Below are 17871 nucleotides of genomic sequence, written 5' to 3'. Positions count from 1 at the left end.
GCGCGGCTCGGGCCGCTGGCCGACGCGGTGTCGCCGGTCGCGCCGCCCAAGGACGGGTGGACGCGCATCGAGGCGGCAGTCGCAAGCGACACCCGCAGCGCAACAGCCCGGCGTGGCATCTGGAACAATCTGCCCCTGTGGCGCGGCCTGGCGCTTGCCTCGGCCACGCTCGCCGCAGCCTGCATCGCCGCGCTCATCTATGTCGGTACGGTTCTACCACCGGCGCCGCTCTTCGCGCGCCTCGACGCCGAGGGCGGGCAGGCAGGGTTCGTCGCCGCGGTCAATCTTGGCGGCGGCAGCTTGACCATCGTGCCGGCCTCACTGCTCGGGGCGGAGCAGAAATCCATGGAGCTTTGGCTCATCCCGCCCGGCGAGAAACCACATTCGCTGGGGCTGATCGATCCCGGCAAGCCGGTCACCATCACCGTGCCCGAAGCGTTGCTTCCCAAGGTGGGGCACGACGCGATCCTCGCCGTTTCGCTCGAGCCGCCGGGCGGCTCGCCGACTGGTCAGCCCACGGGGCCGGTCATCGCCAACGGCAAGCTCGCCGCACTTTAGCACCCAACAACGGTGAGTCTCTCTTTCACCTCCCCCTCGAGGGGGGAGGTGACCCGTATTCGCGCGGTCCGAACAATCACGGATACGTCATCGCTGAGCACACGCGCCACTGCATCCACCCGCGCGCGCCCTCCGTAGCTCGCGCTGTACCCCCAAAGGGACAACTGATCAAACAGGAGGATCAAATGAAGTTCGCCAAGTTCGCACTCGCCGGCGCCGCTGCTGCCGGTCTTGCCATCGCTTCTTTCACCGCCATCCCCACCTTTGCCAAGGAGGAGATGACGGTCGAAGTGGGCGGCGCCCCGATGTTCCCGTCAAAGAACATCATCCAGAACGCCGTCAACTCGAAGGACCACACCACCCTCGTCGCCGCGGTCAAGGCCGCCGGCCTCGTCGACACGCTCCAGGGCAAGGGCCCGTTCACCGTGTTCGCGCCGACCAACGACGCGTTCGCCAAGCTGCCGGCCGGCACGGTCGACACCTTGCTCAAGCCCGAGAACAAGGGCCAGCTCACCCAGGTCCTTACCTATCACGTCGTGCCCGGACGCCTGTCCGCGCAAGAGCTCATGGCCATGACCAAGAAGGGCGGCGGCAAGGCCTCGCTCAAGACCGTGGAAGGCGAACAGCTGACCATCCAGGAAAAGGACGGCGCCATCTGGGTGTGGGACGCCAAAGGCAACACCGCCAAGATCACCATCAAGAACGTGATGCAGTCGAACGGCGTGATCCACGTCATCGACACCGTGCTGCTGCCGAGCTAAGCCCTCCCCACCGGCTCGGTTCAGCCAAGGCCCGCCGCGCTCGCCCCGCGGCGGGCTTCTTGTTGCCTAAAGCAGGAAGTCGCCTTTGCCGAGGCTGCCGACCGCGACGTAAATCTCGAAGTCGGCCTTGCCGTCGCCGTTGACGTCGCCCTGAACGATGACTTTCGAGCCCTTGTCCTCGTAGCGCAGCTCGCCCTTCTTCTCGCTGAAGTCCTGCTTGCCGATGAAGTTGAACTTCTGATTGCCGGAGACGCCCGTCTTGGCATCGATGCCCTTGAGATCGATGTCGTCCTCGCCGCGGGTGAAGTCGAGGATCTTGTCGCGCTTGCCGCCCTTCAGACTGTCCTTGATTGTGTTGAAGTCGAACAGGTCTGAATCGTTGCCGCCAGTGAGGAGATCCTTGCCGCGGCCGCCGCGGATTAGGTCGTTGTCGGCGCCGCCATCGAGCTGGTCCTTGCCGCGACCGCCGATCAACGTGTCGTTGCCCTCCTCGCCGAACACCACGACCGGGAATTTGCCTGACTTGCCGTTGAATACGTCATTGCCGGCGCCGAGCAGCACCTGGCCGAGGATCTTGCCGCTGTTGACGATGCTATCATTGACGTTGCCGGTCGTGTCGTCGCTCTCGATGTCGCCGACGATGGTGCCGGTATTCTTGAGAGAGAGCCTGCCCTCTAGGATGAAGATCGCCGCGTCGGTGCCCTTGATGGTTCCCCCGGTATTGGTGATGAGCGTCACGTCGCCGCCATTATGGTTGATGCCGATGCCGAACGTGTCGGAGCGGATCAGGCCGGAGTTGGAAATAACGCCGCCGTCCAAGTCGGAGCCCATAAGGACACCGATGTCGCGCCCGTAGATGCTGCCGGTATTGCTCAGCGTGAAGTCCTCGGTGGCGGGTTTGAAGTCGACGCCGAATTCGTTGGAGCCATGGATGGTGCCATGGTTGATGATGGTCACGCCGGCGCTTTCGATCGACATCCCGACGTCGCTGGCGACGATGCTGCCGGTGGCATTGTTGGTGATCAGCTGATTCGCGCCGGTGAAGTCGACCCCGGTATTACCCGAAAAGACGTTGCCGTTGTTGATGAAGATGCTGCCGTTCTGGTTGCTGGACACACCGTCGTTCTGTTGCGATTCAACCAGGATGCCGGCGTTGATGGTAACCTGCTCGTCGTCGACGCTGTAGATGAAGCCGGGATTAACTGTTTCGGTGATGTCGGCGTCTATGACTGCCATGAGATGCCTCCTTGCGGCAAAGCGGGTTGCGCCTGCCGGTCGCGCGGCCGATGGGCCGAGGGCAGACTTAAGGGTCGTGGTGCAGTGCGCAGCCGCCGGAACGGCCTTGCGGGCTAAGGCAGCGTCATAGGTGTCATGAGACCGGTTGAGGTGCGCCTAACCTGCCCGCGCAAAATCGATTCGAGTTCGACTCAACGGTTGTGCGCTCACAGGTAGTGCAGGGGGGTCTTTCGGCCGTTTTGGCGCAACCGGGAAGCGGCTTACGCTATCAGATTGCCACTTTGATCTGATCCGATGCGGACCAGACCGGGGCACTGCCAGGATTGGGAGGAGCTCTCATGTGTGACTACAGCCTTCATCTCGTCGCGTCCCGCCCGGCCAAGGCTGGCGAGACGCTGATATCGACGCGGTTTGCAAATTCCTGCACGCGCGGCTTCGCGTCGGTCGAGAACCCGAACGTGGCGGTGTGTCTGCGTCCGGGCACCGAGCTTGCCTTCGATCGGGACGTGCAGTCCGACGCAAGCTGGACGTTTCGCCCGAGACGCCATGCCGGGCACAGGCTGGCCCGGTTCCGGCAAATCAACATGGACCAGCCGAACGCCCATCATGATGCGCTGGAGTTTCCCGATGGACAGATCGTGATGCTGACGGCGCTGTGCGAAGGTCAGCGCGCGACTGTGCTGCAATTACCGGCCGGCAAGCAGGGCGAGAGCGAGCAAGAACACAGGCACGCCGAGCTCGCCATCTAACGGCACGTTCGCCAGGTTCCGGCCGTTGCCGTCACGATGGCGAAGCCTAGCGATTCTCGGCAAACGATTTCAGCCGCGCCAAGGCATCGTCCCATTGGCGCGAGACGGTGTCGAGATAGGCGCGGATGTCGCCGAGCGGCTTCGGGTCGAGCGCGAATTGACTTTCGCGCCCGACCCTGGTCGAGCGGACGACGCCGGCGTTCTCCAGCACGCGAAGGTGCTTGGTCACCGCTTGACGCGTGAGATGCGTGCCTTCGGCAAGACGGGAGATCGACTGCGGCGCGCCGTCCGCCAGCTTGGCGAGCATGGCGAGCCGGGTGGGATCGCCCAGCGCAGCAAAGATCGAGGCGTGAACCTTGGCGTCACGCGGCCGGTTGCGATGCCTTTTCGACATGATCTCTGATGTTGCGGACCTGCTCGGCCCAGCCGCCTTCGTTCCCGCGGAACGCCTCGGCGCGGCGGTGCGCCGGGATCTTGTCGAAGCCCGACTCGACGACGCGTACATGCGTTCCTGTCTCCGTCTCCGTCAGCGTGAATTCGACGAGCGTCGGCTCTTCGTCTGAATAGTTGTACTCGGGGTCGACGGCGAAAGGGTGCCAGGTGAAGGAGAAATACCGCTCGGGCTCGATCTTCTTCACGACGACCTGCATGACCAAATGCTCGTAGCCCGGATAGGTGATGTTCCCCCGCGCGGTCTCGCCGGGCACGAACGGCCCCTCGAGGTTGACACGGAACCACGTGCCGAACTCCTTGTAGTCGGTGAGCGCCTTCCACACGCGGGAGACGGGGGCCTTGATCTCGATTTCCTTCTCGATGCGGTCCGTGGTCATTACGCAACCTCCTGGTTGCGTATGTCCTAGACCATGCCACCGCGATGTGCAACCATTTTGTTGCGTATCTTAGAGGAGGGCCGAGAGAGTGTTCAGACCTCGCCGGGCGCGCGGTTCAGATAGGCAGCGACAATGCCCATGAGCACGACCGCGATGCCATCGAACACGATCTGCTTCGCGGCAAGCGCGCCCGGAATCGGCTGCACCGCGTAGTAGATGAGATACATCGGTATGGTCATGAGCGCGATCACCGCAAGCCCGAACCGCACGCCCTGGCCGAGGGTGGAGGCGCCCGGCGTCTTGCCCTGGCGGTAGATCCAGGTGAAGGCGAAGCCGAACAGGAGGTGGGCGACTACCATGTAGGGGAAGTAGCGGTGTGCGTCCTCGGGCGTCCGAAAGACGGTGCCGGCGAGCGGCGCATAGTCGCCTCCCAAGAGGACACCGTGCACGAGGAAGCCGAAGGCGAACGCCAGCACCGAGATCACGATGCCTGAAATCCAGAATCTCGTGTCCATGGGAGTTCCTCCGTCAGTCGATGAGTTGACAGTTCCTTGAGCTAAGCGCGCCTCTCCTAGTTTTAGTCCGAAAGCCGGTTCTCGATCAAAATCGCGCGGAAGTCGTTGACGTTGGTGAGCGTGGGGCCGGTCTCCAGGAGATCGCCGATCTTCTTGAAGAAGGTGTAGGGGTCGTTGTCGGCGAGCATGGCCTTGGCGTTCAGGCCTGCCGTTTCCGCCCGGGCGAGCGTGTCGGGAAAGACCAGCGCGCCGGCATTGTCCTCCGAGCCGTCGATGCCGTCGGTATCGCCGGCGAGGGCATAGATGCCGGGCATGCCGGCTAGCGCGATGGCGAGCGCAAGCAGGAACTCGGTGTTGCGGCCGCCTTTGCCCTTGCCCTTCAGGGTGATGGTGGTCTCGCCGCCGGAGATCAGCACGCAGGGCGGCTCCTGCGGCTGGCCACGCATGGCGCATTGCCGGGCGATGCCGGCATGGACCAGCGCCACATCGCGCGCCTCGCCTTCGATCGAGTCGCCGAGGATCACCGGCGTGACCCCTGCTTTGCGCGCCACCGCGGCGGCGGCTTCCAGCGAGGCCTGCGGCGTGGCAATCATGACGTTCTCGACCTTGGCGAAACAGGGGTCGCCTGGCTTCGGCGTCTCCTCATTTGTGCGGAGGCAGTTGAGTACGCTGTCCGGCACCTTGATCTGATATTTGTCGATGATGGCGAGCGCGTCGGCGTTGGTGGATGGGTCGGGCACCGTCGGGCCCGAGGCTATGATCGACGGATCGTCGCCCGGCACGTCGGAGATCATCAGCGCCACGACATGCGCCGGGTAGGCGGCCTTGGCAAGCCGCCCGCCCTTGATGGCCGAGAGGTGCTTCCTGACGGTGTTCATCTCAGTGATGGTGGCGCCGGACTTGAGCAGCGCCTTGTTCACCGCCTGCTTGTCTTCGAGGGTGATGCCCTTGGCGGGCGCGGCGAGCAGGGCAGAGCCGCCGCCCGAGATGAGGCAAAGCACGAGATCGTCCGCGGAGAGGCCTTGCACCATCTTGAGGATGCGCTTCGCCGCATCCCGGCCGGCGGCGTCAGGCACGGGATGGGCGGCTTCGACCACTTCGAGGCGTGTCGTGGGCACGCGGTAGCCGTAGCGGGTGACCACCAGCCCCTCGAGGGGGCCGTCCCAGGCGTCCTCGAGCGCCTTGGCCATGGCGCCGGACGCCTTGCCGGCGCCGATGATGACGGTGCGGCCCTTGGGCCGCCGTGGCAGATGCGCCGGCACGCAGAGCTGCGGCAGCGCCGCGTCCACGGCCGCCTTGAACATGGCTTTCAAAAGCTCGGCAGGCGTCATTTTCCGGCTGTACCCTCCCCCTTCTTTATGAGCGGCGATGACCCTGCACAGACGATTGCCAGAAGGCAAGTGAATGAATACGGTGCCCATTCTTGTTGCAGGAATGCCGCAGATGTCCGCTGGGCCAACGAATTGGGGGCGAATGCGTAATGTCAGGTCAGTCGCGTGACGGAGCCGAAAAGCCGGGCAAAGGTTCAAGCGAACAACACAAGAAGCCGAAATCCGACATCGAAATCAGCCAGGCCGCCGACATGCGGCCGATCGTCGAGGTGGCGCGCGACAAGCTCGGCATCCCGCCGGAGGACCTGATCCCTTACGGCCATTACAAGGCGAAGGTCTCGCTCGACTTTATCGACTCGCTGAAGGGGAAGCCCGACGGCAAGCTGATCCTCGTCACCGCCATCACCCCCACGCCGGCCGGCGAAGGCAAGACCACCACGACCGTGGGTCTCGGCGATGCGCTCAGCGTCATCGGCAAGAAGGCCATGATCTGCATCCGCGAGCCGTCGCTCGGGCCGTGCTTCGGGGTCAAGGGCGGGGCTGCCGGCGGCGGCTATGCGCAGGTCGTGCCCATGGAGGACATCAACCTCCACTTTACCGGCGATTTTCACGCGATCGGCGCCGCCAACAACCTGCTCGCGGCGATGATCGACAACCACATTTACTGGGGCAACCTGCTCGACATCGACAGCCGGCGCGTCACGTGGCGCCGCGCCGTGGACATGAACGACCGGGCGCTCCGCTCCATCGTCACCTCGCTCGGCGGCGCCGCCAACGGCTTCCCGCGCGAAGCCGGCTTCGACATCACCGTCGCCTCCGAGGTGATGGCGATCTTCTGCCTGGCGTCCGACTTGGCCGACCTCCAGCGGCGGCTCGGGCAAATCCAGATCGGCCAGACGCGCGACAAGAAGGCGGTCACGGCGAAGGAACTATCGGCGGCTGGCTCCATGGCGGCGCTGCTCAAGGATGCGCTGGCACCCAACCTGGTGCAGACCTTGGAGAACAACCCCGCTTTCATCCATGGCGGGCCGTTCGCCAACATCGCGCATGGCTGCAACTCGGTGATCGCCACCAAGGCGGCGCTGAAGCTCGCCGACTACGTGGTGACCGAGGCCGGCTTCGGCGCCGATCTCGGCGCGGAGAAGTTCTTCGACATCAAGTGCCGGAAAGCTGGGCTCAAGCCGGACTGCGTGGTGCTGGTGGCGACCATCCGCGCCCTCAAGATGCATGGCGGGGTGGCCAAGGACGAGCTCAAGAAGGAGAATCTCGAAGCGCTGGAGAAGGGCTTCGCCAATCTCGAACGGCATATCGAGAATATCCGCAAGTACCATGTGCCGGTGGTGGTCTCGATCAACCGCTTCTCCAGCGACACCGACGGCGAGGTCACGCTGTTGAAGCGCCTGACCCAGACCGCGGGAGCCGAATGCGTCATGGCCGACCATTGGGCGCTTGGCGGCGAGGGCGCGGTCGAACTGGCTGAGACCGTGGTTCGCACCATCGACAGCAAGCCGTCCGACTTCCAGCCGCTCTATCCTGACAACATGTCTCTGTGGGACAAGACCCGCACCATCGCGCAAGAGATCTATGGCGCCGAGGACATCACCGCCGACAAGGCCGTGCGCGACAAGTTCGCCGAGCTGGAGAAGCAGGGCTTCGGCCATTTCCCGATCTGCGTGGCCAAGACGCAGTACAGCTTCACCACCAACCCGGACGCCAAGGGCGTGCCGCTCGGCCACACCATCCCGGTCCGCGAGGTCCGGCTGTCGGCCGGGGCCGAGTTCGTGGTGGTGATCTGCGGGGATATCATGACCATGCCGGGTCTCCCGCGGGTACCGGCCGCCAACAGTATCGAGCTTGCGGCGGATGGCCGCATTAGCGGTTTGTTCTAGTTGTGCAAAAGGGTTGCCACGCGCGCGACCTAACGCTACCACCTTCCCGCGCGCGAGGCATAGGTCCGGCAAGGACCAGCTAGCCCGAGATTCTAGGAGAGGAAACGATGGCTGGAGCCAGACGGCCGGGCCGTAACTTTCTGTTTGTGCCAGGGCCGACCAATATCCCTGAGCGAATCCTGCGTGCCATGCACGCCCCCATGGAGGATCACCGCTCCCCGGACTTCCCCAAGCTAACCTTGCCCCTCTATGAGGACTTGAAGAAGGTTTTCCAGACCAAGGACGGCCAGGTGTTCATCTTTCCAGCGAGCGGCACTGGCGCCTGGGAAGCTTCGCTTACGAATACACGCTCGCCCGGCGACAAGATGCTCGCCGCGCGCTTCGGCCAGTTCAGCCATCTGTGGATCGAACTTGCCCGCCGGCACGGCCTCGACGTCATCGTCCAGGAGGAGGAGTGGGGTACGGGCGCGTCCCCTGAGCGCATCGAAGAGGCGCTCCGTGCCGACAAGAACCACGAGATCAAGGGCGTCATGGTGGTCCATAACGAGACCGCCACCGGCGTTACCTCCGACGTTGCCGCGGTGCGCCGCGCCATTGACGCCGCCAAGCACCCCGCACTCCTCTATGTCGACGGGGTGAGCTCGATCGCGAGCATCGATTTCCGCATGGACGAGTGGGGCGTCGACCTTGCCATCACCGGCTCGCAGAAGGGCTTGATGCTGCCGGCAGGCCTCGGCATCGCCTGCGTCAGCCAGAAGGCCATGGCGGAAACCAAGAACGCCACGTGTACCAAGGCCTATTTCGATTTTGCCGACCACGCCCGCACCAACCCGAGCGGCTACTTCCCGTACACGCCGGCGCTGCCCTTGCTCTATGGCCTGCGCGAGGCACTGAACGTGCTGTTTGAGGAAGGCCTCGACAACGTATTCGCGCGGCACCGCTATCTCGCCTCCGGCACGCGCGCTGCGGTCGAGGCGTGGGGGCTCAAGCTGTGCGCCAAGGATCCCAAGTGGCACTCCGACACGGTGAGCGCCATCATGGTACCGGAAGGTTTCAACGGCGCCGACGTCATCGATCGCGCCTACCGGCGGTACAACCTGGCGCTCGGCGCCGGGCTGTCGCAGGTGGCCGGCAAGCTGTTCCGCATCGGCCATCTCGGCGATCTCAACGAGTTGATGCTGCTCGGTGCCATCGCCGGGGCGGAGATGTCCATGCGCGACGTCGGTATCGAAGTTGAGCCAGGGGCGGGCATTGCCGCCGCGCAAGAATACTTTCGCGGCGCACAAGGCTTGGGCGAACGCCGTCTCGCGGCCGAGTAGCCGGCCGCATCTGGGAAGGTTTGGTCTGTGGCGTGGGGTGCCCCCACGATGTGAGGTAGGGGAGGTTCAGTGGAGCACGCGATCGTCTTCCTCGATCGAGAGTCGGTTGGCGCCAATGTGCGCAGGCCCGGATTCCCGCACACCTATACGGAGCACGAGTCCACCTGGACACCCGAGGAGATCGTCGATCGCCTCAAGGACGCGAGCATCGCCATCATCAACAAGGTGCCGATGCGCGCCGACGTGCTGAAGCAGTTGCCGAAGCTCAAGCTGATCGCCGTGGCGGCGACCGGTACAGACGTGGTCGACAAGGCCTACTGCAAGGAGCACGGCATCACCGTCGTCAATATCCGCAACTATGCCTTCAACACGGTGCCGGAGCATGTCATCGCGCTGATGTTCGCGCTCCGCCGCAACTTGATGGCCTATGTCGAGGACGTGCGCGCCGGCCGCTGGGGCAAGGTCGATCAATTCTGCTTCTTCGACCACCCGATCCGCGACATCGCCGGCTCGACCATGGGGGTCGTCGGCTACGGCGCCATCGGCAAGGCGGTAGCCAAGCGGGCGGAATGTCTCGGCATGAAGATCCTGCCGTTCGACGTGGTGCCGCAGCCGGGACTGGTCGACTTCGAGACCATCCTGAAAGAGAGCGACGTCATCACGCTGCACGTGCCGCTGACGCCCGAGACCAAGAACATGATCGGCGCCAAGCAGTTCAAAATGATGAAGCCCACGGCGATCCTCATCAACACCGCACGCGGCGGCCTGGTCGACGAGGCGGCGCTGGCCGAGGCGCTGCAAGCCGGCACCATCGCCGGCGCGGGCTTCGACGTGCTCACCAAGGAGCCGCCGAAGGAAGGCAACATTCTCCTCGATCTCAGGCTGCCGAATCTCATCGTCACGCCGCATGTGGCGTGGGCGAGCCGCGAGGCCATGCAGATCCTCGCTGATCAACTCATCGACAACATCGAGGCGTTCGTGGCGGGCAAGCCGCAGAACGTCGTCGAGTGAAATACCGGGGGGCAAACGAATGAAGAAGCTGCTGTTCCTGTTCGACACCGATCCGATGACGAGCGTATTCGATGTGGTCGTCGGCTATGACGGCGGCGCTGACGACGTCCACGGCTACGCCAACGTGGAGCCGGACAATGTGGGCGGTCTGGTAGACGGCACCATCTTCACGCGCGGCGGCAAGGAGAAGCAGAACACGGCGATTTTCGTTGGTGGAAGCAACATGGAGAAGGGTGAGGCGCTATTCGAGGCCGTCCAGAAGAAGTTCTTCGGCCCGTTCCGAGTTTCCTGCATGCTCGATAGCAACGGCTCCAACACGACCGCTGCCGCGGGTGTCGCGCTGCTCGCCAAGGGTCACAAGCTCAAGGGCAAGAAGGCCGTGGTACTTGCCGGTACCGGCCCGGTCGGCATGCGCGCAGCGGCGTTCCTCGCGGAGGAGGGCGCCGAAGTCACCCTCACCTCACGCACCAAGGAGCGTGCCGACGCCGCGGCCAAGGCCATCGAAACCCGGTTCGGCGCCAAGGTGCGGGGGGTCGCGGCGTTTGACGACGAGTCGCGCGCGGCCGCCATCCAGGGGGCCAACATCATCTTCGCCGCCGGGGCCATCGGCGTGCAGCTCCTGCCCGAGGCTGCCTGGAAGGATAATCTCAACGTCGAACTCGTGGCCGACGTGAACGCCCAGCCGCCGCTTGGCCTTGAAGGCATCGAGGCCACCGACAAGGGCAAGAGCTACGACGGCAAGGTTGCCTTCGGCGCGCTCGGCATCGGCGGGCTGAAGCTGAAACTGCATCGCGGCTGCATCAAGCAGTTGTTCGAGAGCTCTGACGGTGTGCTGGACGCCGAGGAGATCTACGCGCTGGCGAGAGAGATGGCTTGATGGCCGAGATCAAGAACACCGCCATCGAGACGTTCCTCGATGCGCTCGCCTCGAACCAGGCGACCCCGGGGGGCGGCAGCGCCGCCGCCATCGTCGGCGCCATGGGCGCGGCGCTGGTGAGCATGGTGTGCAACCTCACCATCGGCAAAAAGAAATATGCCGACGTCGAGGCGGAGATGAAGGAGGTGCTGGCCAAAGCGGAGGATTTGCGCCACCGGCTGACCGGCATGATCCAGGACGACGTGAAGGCGTTCGACACGGTGATGGGCGCCTACGGCATGCCGAAGGAGACCGACGCGGACAAAGCCAAGCGCGATCAGGCTATCCAAGTCGCGCTCAAAGAGGCGACCGAGGTGCCGGTCCGCTGCTGCCGGCTGGCACGCGAGGTCATCGATCTCGCGCTCCGGGCCTCGGAGAAGGGCAACCTCAACGTAATTTCCGACGCCGGGGTCGGCGTGCTGGCGGCTTATGCTGCACTGCGAAGCGCCGCCTTGAACGTTTTCATCAATACGAAGATGATTGCCGACAAGAGCTTCGTTGACGCTAAGCTCAAGGAATTGGATGGACTTCTTGCCGGCGCGGAGGCGGCGACCGAGAAGGCCTACGGCATCGTCAAGGGCAAGGTGAGCTGACGCTTTTCCGGCGTGCGCTCTGATAAGGCCCGCCGAAGAGACTTACGAAGGGAGGAACGACGTGGACGTTCACGAGTATCAAGCGAAAGAGCTTCTGGGCAGCTTCGGTGTGCCGGTGCCGAAAGGCGCCGTGGCCTTCAGCCCCGATCAAGCGGTATACGCCGCGACCGAGCTTGGCGGCTGGAGCTGGGCGGTGAAGGCCCAGGTCCATGCTGGCGCCCGCGGCAAGGCCGGCGGCATCAAGATCTGCAAGACCTATCACGAGGTGCGTGACGCGGCGCAGAGCTTGCTCGGCAAGCGTCTGGTGACAATCCAGACCGGGCCGGAGGGCAAGCCGGTGCAGCGCATCTATATCGAGGTGGCCGAGCCGTTCGACCGCGAGCTTTATCTCGGCTATGTGCTCGATCGCAAAGCGGAGCGCATCCGGGTGATCGCTTCGCAGCGCGGCGGCATGGAGATCGAGGAGATTGCCAGGACCGAGCCCGAAGCCATCCTTCAGGTGGTGGTCGAGCCTGCCGTCGGATTGCAGGCGTTCCAGGCGCGCGAGCTTGCGTTCCAGCTCGGCTTGAGCATCAAGCAGGCGCAAAGCGCGGTGTCGACGATCATGAACGCCTATCGCGCGTTCCGCGATTGCGACGCCACCATGCTCGAGATCAATCCGCTCGTGGTGGCCAAGGACGACCGGGTGCTCGCGCTCGACGCCAAGATGTCGTTCGACGACAACGCGCTGTTCCGCCGCCACAACGTCGCCGACATGCACGATCCCTCGCAGCAGGATCCGCGCGAGGCGCAGGCCGCCGAGCACAACCTCAACTATATCGGCCTCGAGGGCGAGATCGGCTGCATCGTCAACGGCGCAGGGCTTGCCATGGCGACCATGGACATGATCAAGCACGCGGGCGGCACGCCGGCCAACTTCCTCGACGTGGGCGGCGGCGCCTCGCCGGAGCGTATTGCCACGGCGCTGAAGCTCGTCCTGTCCGACGCAAACGTCAAAGCCGTGCTGGTGAACATCTTCGCCGGCATCAACCGCTGCGACTGGGTGGCAAAGGGCGTGGTCCAGGCGTGCGAAACGGTGGACGTCAAGGTGCCGCTCGTCGTGCGCCTCGCTGGCACCAACGTAGAGGAGGGCCGGAAGATTTTGGCCGAAAGCGGGCTAAAGCTGATCACCGCCGACACTCTGGCCGAGGCGGCCGAGAAGGCGGTGGCGGCGTGCCAGGGCAAGCTGCGCGCGGCCTAGAGTCATCGGAGAGAAACGTAATGAGCATTCTGATCGACGAAACCACGCCGGTGCTCGTGCAGGGCATGACCGGTGACAAGGGCACGTTCCACGCCAAGGAGATGATCGCCTACGGCACCAACGTCGTCGGCGGCGTGACGCCCGGCAAGGGTGGCGGCAAGCATCTCGACCGGCCGCTGTTCAACACCATGAAAGAGGCTGTGAAGGAGACCGGGGCGACGACGTCCATCACCTTCGTGGCACCGGCCTTCTGCGCCGACGCCATCATGGAGGCGGCCGACGCCGGCATCAGGCTGATCTGCTCGATCACCGACGGCATCCCGGCCCAGGACATGATGCGCGTGAAGCGCTACCTCATGCGCTATCCCAGGGACCGTCGGCCGATGATGGTGGGGCCGAATTGCGCCGGCATCATCAGCCCCGGCAAGGCCATGCTCGGCATCATGCCGGGTCACATCTACCTGCAAGGCAATGTCGGCGTGATCTCGCGCTCGGGCACCCTCGGCTACGAGGCCGCCTCGCAGATGAAGGCCAACGGCATCGGCATCTCGACCTCGGTCGGCATCGGCGGCGACCCCATCAACGGCTCCTCGTTCCTCGACCACCTCGCGCTGTTCGAGGAGGATCCGGAGACGGTGGCCGTGCTGATGATCGGCGAGATCGGCGGCCCGCAGGAGGCCGAGGCCTCGGCCTGGATCAAGGACAACATGTCGAAGCCGGTCGTCGGCTTCGTCGCCGGGCTCACCGCGCCCAAGGGTCGGCGCATGGGCCATGCCGGCGCCATCATCTCGGCCGCCGGCGACAGCGCCGCCGAGAAGGCCGAGATCATGCGCTCTTGCGGGCTCACCGTTGCGCCCAATCCGAGCGAGTTTGGCTCAACCATGGCGCGCGTGCTCGGGGCTTAAGGTAGGCGCCGCGTCTCAGTGACGTGAGACCGGGCGGCCTGTTCCCGGGTTAATAGATGGTCGGAGTGGGGAGCGCTTGGCCTCCCGCTTCGCCCGACTTGCGCAGGGACTTGGTAGCCCGGGCGAGAGGGGTAAGCCTGGCCAATCGAAACGAAAACCGGCCGGTTCGGCCGGGGTGCCGGCGTTGCCATGAACAGGGAGTCGAAACAGTCCTCTTCCGAGACCGACGCCGGCGCGGCTCCGCTGATCGGCGGAACCTCGGCCAAGGACGCGGCCGACATCCTGTTCGACCTCCTCATGGAGGTTGTCCGCCGCCATCAGCCCGAGATCGAGCGCGTATTCGCCGGCGGCGCCAACATTTCCGATTTCACGCCGGAGCTGATGGCCCGCGCGCTTCAGGCGCAAGGCATCTGGTTCCAACTTCTCTCTATTGCCGAGCAGAACGCCGCCATGCGAAGACGGAGGCATATCGAGCGCACGCGCGGGCGGGCGGCCTTGCGCGGCACCTTCGATCATGTGCTTGCAGAGGCGGCGGAGGAGGGTATCGCGCCGCGCGAGATCGAGGCGCTGTTGTCCTCCTTGCGCATCCGCCCGGTGATCACCGCCCACCCGACCGAGTCGAAGCGGGTCACGGTGCTCGAGAAGTACCGCCGGATCTACCTCCTGCTACGCGACCTCGAAGGGGCGCGGTGGACGGAGCGTGAGCGGCAGACTTTACTCGACGACATCCGCGACCAGATCGAGCTTGTGTGGATGACCGGCGAGCTCCACCTCGAAAAGCCCACGGTGGAGCACGAGGTGCTGCGCGGTCTCCACTTTTTCGATGAGACCTTGTTCGAGAAGGCGCCGGAGATGATGGCGCTGCTAGACGGCGCGCTGGCGCAATACTATCCGCAGGAGCGGTTCGAGCTGCCGCCGTTCTTCCAGTTCGGGTCGTGGATCGGCGGCGACCGCGACGGCAATCCCCACGTCACCACCGCGGTCACGGGCTGGGCTTTGCGCCACAACGCACTCGCCGCGCTGCGCCACTACCGGGAGCGCATCGTGCAGCTGGCGCGCTCACTCTCCATTACAGAGCGGGCGCTCCCCGTGCCGCCCGGCTTTCGCGCTGAGCTCGTGCTCGCGCTGAAAATCAGCGGCGAGGCGGAGTCGATCGCCGCGCGCAATCCGGGCGAGCCGTACCGCCAGTTCCTCACCTGTGTGCTGCGCAAGCTCGACGCGACAGCGCGGCGCTCCCAAGGGGAGGAGTTATCCCTCGGTGCGCCGCATTACACCAATGCCGACGAGCTGATCCAGGACTTGAAGCTGGTGGAGCGGGCGCTGGAAGGAGCCAACAGCCCGTCGCTTGCCGCAGACCTCGTGCGCCCCGTGCGCCGCGCGGTAGAGCTGTTCCGCTTCTCCACCGTGCGGCTCGATCTGCGCGAGAACACCACGCGCACTACCGAGGCGCTTCAGGCGCTGTGGTGGGCGAGCGCCGGACACGGCGAAGGCAATCCGCCGGAGCTTGGCAGCCGCGAATGGCGCACCTGGCTGCTGCATGAGCTGGCGCGGCCGCTCACGTCCGAGCGCGTGACAGGGGAATTGCCGGCGGAAGCGCGCGATCTCATCGCCATGTTCGCCCAGGCCGCCGAGATCAGGCGCGGGCTCGACCGCGAGGCGTTCGGCACCTTCATCCTGTCCATGACCCGCTCGGTGGACGACATTCTCGGCGCCTATCTCCTCGCCAAGGAGGGCGGACTGTTCCTCGACGCCACGGGCACCGAGATCTGCGCGATGCCTATCGTGCCGCTGTTCGAGACCATCGCCGACTTACGCGCCGCGCCCGCCATCATGCGCGAAGCGCTCGCTATCCCGCTGATCCGCCGCTCCACCCACTGGCAGGGCGGCTTGCAGGAGGTGATGATCGGCTATTCCGACTCCAACAAAGACGGCGGGTTCGTCGCCTCGAACTGGGAGCTGGCCAAGGCACAAGTCCAGCTCACCCACGTTGGCGAGGAGGTGGGTACGGCGATCGCCTTTTTCCACGGCCGCGGTGGTTCCGTGTCACGCGGCGGCGCGCCGACAGGGCGCGCCATCGCCGCGCAGCCCGCCGGTTCGATCCGCGGCCGCTTCCGCGTCACCGAGCAGGGCGAGGTGGTGTCCTACAAATACGCCAACAAGGGCACGGCGCTCTATCAGATGGAGCTGCTTGCTTCGAGCGTGCTGGAGCACGCCTTGAAGTCGGAGCGCGAGACGGCGCTTCAACCAAGCCGCGAGTTCGACGACGCCATGGAGGCGCTCGCCGGCGCCTCGCGCGCGGCCTATACCGGGCTCGTCGGCCACCGGGACCTTGTCGCCTACTTCCAGGCGGCGAGCCCGCTCGAGGAAATCTCGCTCCTCAATATCGGCTCCCGGCCTGCGCGCCGCTTCGGGGCAAGCTCGCTGAAGGACCTCCGCGCCATCCCGTGGGTGTTCGCTTGGGCGCAGAACCGGCACTTTGTCACCGGCTGGTACGGCGTGGGCACGGCGCTCGAGAGCTTCCTTCAGGTTCGCGGGGACGCCGGCGAAAGGCTCCTTGCCCGCATGTTCCAGGAGTCCCGGCTGTTCCGGCTCGTCATCGACGAGGTGGAGAAGATCCTAGCCGTGGTCGACCTCGACATTGCCAGGGATTACGCGAGCTTAGTGCCAGACGAGCGGGTCCGGGAGGCGGTCTTCGCCATGATCGAGAAGGAGCTTGCGCTCACCGCCCGGATGGTGCTGAAAGTGTCCGGCAGCGCGTCGCCCGCGGCGCGTTTCCCGCAATTTTCGGCCTCGCTTGCCGTGAGGCTTCCCACCATCAACGAGGTCAACCGCGAACAGGTCGATCTCCTGCGCCGCTTCCGGGCGGCCGAGGACGAGGCCACCCGCGAAAAGTTCAAATCCGCATTGCTGCTTTCCATCAACACTGTTGCCGCCGGTCTCGGCGCCACAGGTTAATTCAAGGAGGGATAGTCACATGAGCTTCACCCTGATCCAGCAGGCGACCCCGCGCCTCCACCGCTCCGAGCTCGCCGTGCCGGGCTCCAACCCGTCGCTGTTCGAGAAGGCGGCGAAAGGCGGCGCCGACGTCATCTTCCTCGATCTCGAGGATGCCGTGGCGCCGGACGACAAGGAGCAGGCGCGCAAGAACATCATCCAGGGCCTCAACGAGATCGACTGGGGCGCCAAGACCATGATGATCCGAATCAACGGTCTCGACACCCACTACGCCTACCGCGACGTGGTCGACGTGGTAGAGAACTGCCCGCGCCTCGATATGATCCTGATCCCCAAAACTGGTGTTCCGGAGGACGTCTACGCCATCGACATGCTGGTGACGCAGATCGAGCAGTACAAGAAGCGCGAGAAGAGAATAGGCTTCGAGCTGCTCATTGAGACCGCCCTCGGCATGGCCAATGTGGAGCGTATCGCGCAGAGCTCGAAGCGGGTCGAGGCGATGAGCTTCGGCGTCGCCGACTATGCGGCGTCGACCCGCGCGCGCACTGTCGGCATCGGTGGCCCGCACCCCGACTACGGCGTGCTCACCGACAAGAACGACGACGGCAAGCGCAAATATCACTGGGGCGATCCGTGGCACTACGCGCTGTCGCGCATGATGGTCGCGTGCCGCGCCTATGGCTTGCGTCCAATCGACGGGCCGTTCGGCGACTACTCCGATCCGGATGGCTATCTCGCCGCGGCGAAGCGCGCCGCCGTGCTGGGCTTTGAGGGCAAGTGGGCGATCCACCCCTCGCAGGTCGATCTTGCCAACCAGGTGTTCACGCCGTCGGAGGCTGAGGTGAAAAAAGCGCAGCGCATCGTCGAGGCCATGGAGCAGGCGGCGAAGGAAGGCAAGGGCGCGGTGTCCTTGGACGGCCGCCTTATCGACATCGCCTCGATCCGCCAGGCGCAGGCGCTGCTCAACAAGGCCAAGCAAGTCAGCAAGGCTTAGAACGAGACGTCACCCTGAGGCGCTCGGCGCGTAGCGCCGAGCCTCGAAGGGCCGACGTACGAGTCATTT

17 protein-coding genes are annotated in these 17871 nt (G+C 64.9%); 12 read left to right on the top strand and 5 right to left on the bottom strand.

What is annotated here, in order from left to right:
• A partial coding sequence (locus ACRECX_RS13875) for an anti-sigma factor (RefSeq protein ID WP_431559434.1) occupies positions 1–558 on the top strand: 558 nt, incomplete at its 5' end.
• A 185-nt stretch (positions 559–743) separates the two neighbouring features.
• Positions 744–1319 (top strand): fasciclin domain-containing protein, encoded by a 576-nt coding sequence (locus tag ACRECX_RS13870; RefSeq protein WP_431559433.1) that lies wholly within the window; start codon positions 744–746, stop codon positions 1317–1319.
• 66 nt (positions 1320–1385) lie between these two features.
• Here the strand turns inward: ACRECX_RS13870 and ACRECX_RS13865 are convergent, their stop codons facing one another.
• Positions 1386–2555 carry a calcium-binding protein gene (locus tag ACRECX_RS13865; protein ID WP_431559432.1) on the bottom strand — a complete coding sequence of 390 codons (1170 nt, stop codon included), beginning with the start codon at positions 2553–2555 and terminating at the stop codon, positions 1386–1388.
• A 338-nt stretch (positions 2556–2893) separates the two neighbouring features.
• Here ACRECX_RS13865 and ACRECX_RS13860 point away from each other — a divergent pair, with 338 nt between their 5' ends.
• Positions 2894–3304, top strand: a complete 411-nt coding sequence (locus tag ACRECX_RS13860) for a hypothetical protein (protein WP_431559431.1) — start codon at positions 2894–2896, stop codon at positions 3302–3304.
• A gap of 46 nt (positions 3305–3350) precedes the next feature.
• On the opposite strand, the gene ACRECX_RS13855 is transcribed toward ACRECX_RS13860, so the two are convergent.
• From ACRECX_RS13855 to ACRECX_RS13840, 4 genes are all read right to left on the bottom strand, one after another.
• Positions 3351–3698, bottom strand: a complete 348-nt coding sequence (locus ACRECX_RS13855; RefSeq protein WP_431559430.1) for an ArsR/SmtB family transcription factor — start codon at positions 3696–3698, stop codon at positions 3351–3353.
• A complete protein-coding gene (locus tag ACRECX_RS13850) occupies positions 3667–4134 on the bottom strand; it encodes an SRPBCC family protein (protein ID WP_431559429.1) in 468 nt (155 codons plus the stop codon). The genes ACRECX_RS13855 and ACRECX_RS13850 overlap by 32 nt, the downstream gene beginning before the upstream one ends.
• Positions 4135–4226: 92 nt before the next feature.
• Positions 4227–4649, bottom strand: coding sequence for a hypothetical protein (locus ACRECX_RS13845; protein ID WP_431559428.1), 423 nt, complete (start codon positions 4647–4649; stop codon positions 4227–4229).
• Positions 4650–4711: 62 nt separating this feature from the next.
• The gene (locus ACRECX_RS13840) at positions 4712–5980 is read right to left on the bottom strand and encodes a glycerate kinase type-2 family protein (protein ID WP_431559427.1); all 1269 of its coding nucleotides are present in this window, start codon (positions 5978–5980) and stop codon (positions 4712–4714) included.
• Positions 5981–6129: 149 nt separating this feature from the next.
• Here ACRECX_RS13840 and ACRECX_RS13835 point away from each other — a divergent pair, with 149 nt between their 5' ends.
• The 9 genes from ACRECX_RS13835 (at position 6130) to ACRECX_RS13795 (ending at position 17802) form a co-directional block, all read left to right on the top strand.
• Entirely contained in the window at positions 6130–7869 is a 1740-nt protein-coding gene (locus ACRECX_RS13835; protein ID WP_431559426.1) for a formate--tetrahydrofolate ligase, read from the top strand.
• A gap of 107 nt (positions 7870–7976) precedes the next feature.
• A complete protein-coding gene (locus tag ACRECX_RS13830; RefSeq protein ID WP_431559425.1) occupies positions 7977–9188 on the top strand; it encodes an aminotransferase class V-fold PLP-dependent enzyme in 1212 nt (403 codons plus the stop codon).
• 69 nt (positions 9189–9257) lie between these two features.
• Positions 9258–10199 (top strand): D-2-hydroxyacid dehydrogenase, encoded by a 942-nt coding sequence (locus tag ACRECX_RS13825; RefSeq protein WP_431559424.1) that lies wholly within the window; start codon positions 9258–9260, stop codon positions 10197–10199.
• Between the two features lie 19 nt (positions 10200–10218).
• Positions 10219–11076, top strand: coding sequence for an NADP-dependent methylenetetrahydromethanopterin/methylenetetrahydrofolate dehydrogenase (locus ACRECX_RS13820; protein ID WP_431559423.1), 858 nt, complete (start codon positions 10219–10221; stop codon positions 11074–11076).
• Complete coding sequence (fchA, locus tag ACRECX_RS13815) at positions 11076–11708, top strand: methenyltetrahydrofolate cyclohydrolase (RefSeq protein ID WP_431559422.1); 633 nt, start codon at positions 11076–11078, stop codon at positions 11706–11708. The genes ACRECX_RS13820 and fchA overlap by 1 nt, the downstream gene beginning before the upstream one ends.
• 61 nt (positions 11709–11769) lie before the next feature.
• Positions 11770–12948, top strand: a complete 1179-nt coding sequence (locus ACRECX_RS13810; protein WP_431559421.1) for a malate--CoA ligase subunit beta — start codon at positions 11770–11772, stop codon at positions 12946–12948.
• Positions 12949–12968: 20 nt separating this feature from the next.
• Positions 12969–13853 (top strand): succinate--CoA ligase subunit alpha, encoded by an 885-nt coding sequence (gene sucD, locus ACRECX_RS13805; protein ID WP_431559420.1) that lies wholly within the window; start codon positions 12969–12971, stop codon positions 13851–13853.
• Between the two features lie 189 nt (positions 13854–14042).
• Complete coding sequence (locus ACRECX_RS13800) at positions 14043–16808, top strand: phosphoenolpyruvate carboxylase (RefSeq protein WP_431559419.1); 2766 nt, start codon at positions 14043–14045, stop codon at positions 16806–16808.
• Between the two features lie 19 nt (positions 16809–16827).
• On the top strand, positions 16828–17802 hold the full coding sequence (locus ACRECX_RS13795) for an HpcH/HpaI aldolase/citrate lyase family protein (protein ID WP_431559418.1): 975 nt from the start codon (positions 16828–16830) through the stop codon (positions 17800–17802).
• Positions 17803–17871: the final 69 nt, after the last annotated feature.

This window comes from Methyloceanibacter sp., from assembly GCF_050726195.1.
Classification (GTDB): Bacteria; Pseudomonadota; Alphaproteobacteria; order Rhizobiales; family Methyloligellaceae; genus Methyloceanibacter.
This window is presented reverse-complemented; position numbering and strand designations above follow the sequence as displayed.

Excerpts from the sequence above, each read along its gene's own strand:
- ACRECX_RS13820 (WP_431559423.1), top strand. The coding sequence starts at position 10,219 with ATGAAGAAGCTGCTGTTCCTGTTCGACACCGATCCGATGACGAGCGTA.
- ACRECX_RS13860 (WP_431559431.1), top strand. The coding sequence starts at position 2,894 with ATGTGTGACTACAGCCTTCATCTCGTCGCGTCCCGCCCGGCCAAGGCT.
- fchA (WP_431559422.1), top strand. The coding sequence starts at position 11,076 with ATGGCCGAGATCAAGAACACCGCCATCGAGACGTTCCTCGATGCGCTC.
- ACRECX_RS13795 (WP_431559418.1), top strand. The coding sequence starts at position 16,828 with ATGAGCTTCACCCTGATCCAGCAGGCGACCCCGCGCCTCCACCGCTCC.
- ACRECX_RS13845 (WP_431559428.1), bottom strand. The coding sequence starts at position 4,649 with ATGGACACGAGATTCTGGATTTCAGGCATCGTGATCTCGGTGCTGGCG.
- ACRECX_RS13865 (WP_431559432.1), bottom strand. The coding sequence starts at position 2,555 with ATGGCAGTCATAGACGCCGACATCACCGAAACAGTTAATCCCGGCTTC.
- ACRECX_RS13840 (WP_431559427.1), bottom strand. The coding sequence starts at position 5,980 with ATGACGCCTGCCGAGCTTTTGAAAGCCATGTTCAAGGCGGCCGTGGAC.
- ACRECX_RS13830 (WP_431559425.1), top strand. The coding sequence starts at position 7,977 with ATGGCTGGAGCCAGACGGCCGGGCCGTAACTTTCTGTTTGTGCCAGGG.
- ACRECX_RS13835 (WP_431559426.1), top strand. The coding sequence starts at position 6,130 with ATGTCAGGTCAGTCGCGTGACGGAGCCGAAAAGCCGGGCAAAGGTTCA.
- sucD (WP_431559420.1), top strand. The coding sequence starts at position 12,969 with ATGAGCATTCTGATCGACGAAACCACGCCGGTGCTCGTGCAGGGCATG.
- ACRECX_RS13855 (WP_431559430.1), bottom strand. The coding sequence starts at position 3,698 with ATGTCGAAAAGGCATCGCAACCGGCCGCGTGACGCCAAGGTTCACGCC.
- ACRECX_RS13870 (WP_431559433.1), top strand. The coding sequence starts at position 744 with ATGAAGTTCGCCAAGTTCGCACTCGCCGGCGCCGCTGCTGCCGGTCTT.
- ACRECX_RS13850 (WP_431559429.1), bottom strand. The coding sequence starts at position 4,134 with ATGACCACGGACCGCATCGAGAAGGAAATCGAGATCAAGGCCCCCGTC.
- ACRECX_RS13800 (WP_431559419.1), top strand. The coding sequence starts at position 14,043 with ATGAACAGGGAGTCGAAACAGTCCTCTTCCGAGACCGACGCCGGCGCG.